The following is a 1,985-nucleotide window of genomic DNA, read 5'->3' on the forward strand; positions in this document are numbered from 1 at the left end:
GGCACGTGGCAGTCGCTGATCCGGCAGATGCTCGCCCAGGGGCTGGTGCAGCCGGACCCGGAGGGCCACGGCGGCCTGCGCCTGGCCGAGGCCTGCCGGCCACTGCTACGCGGCGAGCAGCACTTCGTCGCGCGGCGGGATCCGGCGCGGCCCCAACGCCGCAGTGCCGAACGCGGCAGCAGCGCCCAGATCCAGCCCGCCGACCGGGAGCGCTGGGATGCGCTGCGCCAGTGCCGGCGGGAGATTGCCGAGGCCGAGGGCGTGCCGCCCTACGTCGTCTTCCACGATGCCACGCTGATGGAGATGCTCTGGCAGCGCCCGGGCACGCTGGAGGAGCTCGCGGGCGTCAGCGGCGTGGGCCGGCACAAGCTGGAGAAGTACGGCGAGGCGTTCCTGCAGGCCCTCGCCAGGGCGTCCTGATATCCCGCCGACTCACACCGCCGGACGCACATCCCCCGCGGGCGCACCGTCGAGCACGCCCGGCGCCCAGTCCCGCAGCGCCCGCAGGCAGGCGTCCAGCGCCGAACCGAGGGTGGCCCCGCTGGCCTCGCAACGCAGCAGTCCGCCACCGCGGCGCTCCAGCATCAGCCGGCAGGACACCCGCGCCCCGACCTGGACCGGATGCACCCACAGCCGGCCCGGCCAGTCCGGGTCCGTCAGGCAGGCCTTTATGCGCCGGCGGATCAGCCGGTAGCTGCTCCGCGTCAGTGGATAGCCGGCGGCGTGAATGGTGATGCGCATCGGGTCTCACTCCCTGTACCCCATGAACCGGGCGGGCAGTGTGGCGAAGCCGCGTTACACGGACGTGACGGCCGCGCCCGTCGGGCGCGGCCATCGGCAGGCATTAGTTCAGCACCTCGATCAGCGCCTCGGCGGTGCCCTTGGAGGACGGCGGATTCTGGCCGGTGATAAGCCGCCCGTCACGCACGACGTGGGCAGTGAAGGGCTTTTCCGCCTTGGTGTGGCGGGCGCCGCGTTCGGTGAGCCGCTGGTCGAGCAGGAACGGCACGACCCCGTCGAGCCGGACCGCCTGCTCCTCCTCGGTGGTAAAGCCGGCCACCTCGCGCCCGGCGACCAGGTGCGAGCCGTCGGAGAGGCGTACGTTCACCAGCGCGGACGGCCCGTGGCAGACCGCGCCGACCGCGCCACCGCCCTCGTAGATACCGGCGGTGAGGCGCTGCAGGGCCTCGCTGTCCGGGAAATCCCACATCGTGCCGTGCCCGCCGACGAAGAACACCGCCGCGTAGTCCTCCGCCCGGAGTTCACGGGCATCGAGGGTATTCTGCAGGCGTCCCTGGATGGTCTCGTCGCTGTAGAACGCGTCGGAAACCGGATCACGGTCGCCGGTGCTGCGCGGGTCGAAGTGCACCGGACCACCGGTGGGGCTGGCGAAATCGACCTCGAAGCCGGCTTTCGTGACGACGTCATACGGGTGTGCGGCCTCGGCGAGGAATACCCCGGTCGACTCGCCGGTATCGCCGAGACGGTCGTTGCCCGTGAGCACGAAAAGGATACGGCGACTTGCATCACTCATGAGATATCTCCATTGTTCGTATAAGGACAATCCGTTAGCTGGCGTGTCTCACCGCCACTTTCAAGCCGGTGGGGCTTTGCCGAGGTGCCAATGCCCGATATGATTCCGTCCCCATGAGCCGCTATCACACCAGCAGCGCACCGTTCGCACGCGTCATCCGTGCCCTCGCCGAGGCGTGGCAGTCCTTCGAGCAGTACTCCGGGGCCCATATCCGCACCACCGGCCTCAGCGCCCCGCAGTTCGACGTCGTCTGCACGCTCGGCAACACCGAGGGCATGACCTTCTCCGAGCTCGGCCACCGGACGCTGATCTACAAGACCACCCTCACCGGCGTGGTCGACCGGCTGGAGCAGAAGGGGCTGGTGGAGCGCGTGCCCTGCGAGCAGGACCGCCGCTGCGTCTACGTCCGGCTCACCGGCGAGGGCGAGGCACTGTTCGACGAGGTCTTCCC

General features: G+C 70.0%; 4 protein-coding genes. 2 read left to right on the forward strand and 2 right to left on the reverse strand.

The features are described from left to right. Positions 1-420 (forward strand): HRDC domain-containing protein (locus tag G7A99_RS18750; protein ID WP_205599925.1); only part of this gene is annotated, 420 nt, incomplete at its 5' end. Positions 421-432: 12 nt separating this feature from the next. Here the strand turns inward: G7A99_RS18750 and G7A99_RS18755 are convergent. Together G7A99_RS18755 and G7A99_RS18760 are read right to left on the reverse strand one after the other, a co-directional pair. After that, a complete protein-coding gene (locus tag G7A99_RS18755) occupies positions 433-741 on the reverse strand; it encodes a hypothetical protein (protein ID WP_163143044.1) in 309 nt (102 codons plus the stop codon). Positions 742-844: 103 nt separating this feature from the next. Next, entirely contained in the window at positions 845-1,534 is a 690-nt protein-coding gene (locus G7A99_RS18760) for a type 1 glutamine amidotransferase domain-containing protein (RefSeq protein WP_163143046.1), read from the reverse strand. Between the two features lie 113 nt (positions 1,535-1,647). Here G7A99_RS18760 and G7A99_RS18765 point away from each other — a divergent pair. Then, positions 1,648-1,985 (forward strand): MarR family winged helix-turn-helix transcriptional regulator (locus tag G7A99_RS18765; protein ID WP_163143049.1); only part of this gene is annotated, 338 nt, incomplete at its 3' end.

The sequence above is a fragment of the Arhodomonas sp. KWT genome (assembly GCF_010993615.1).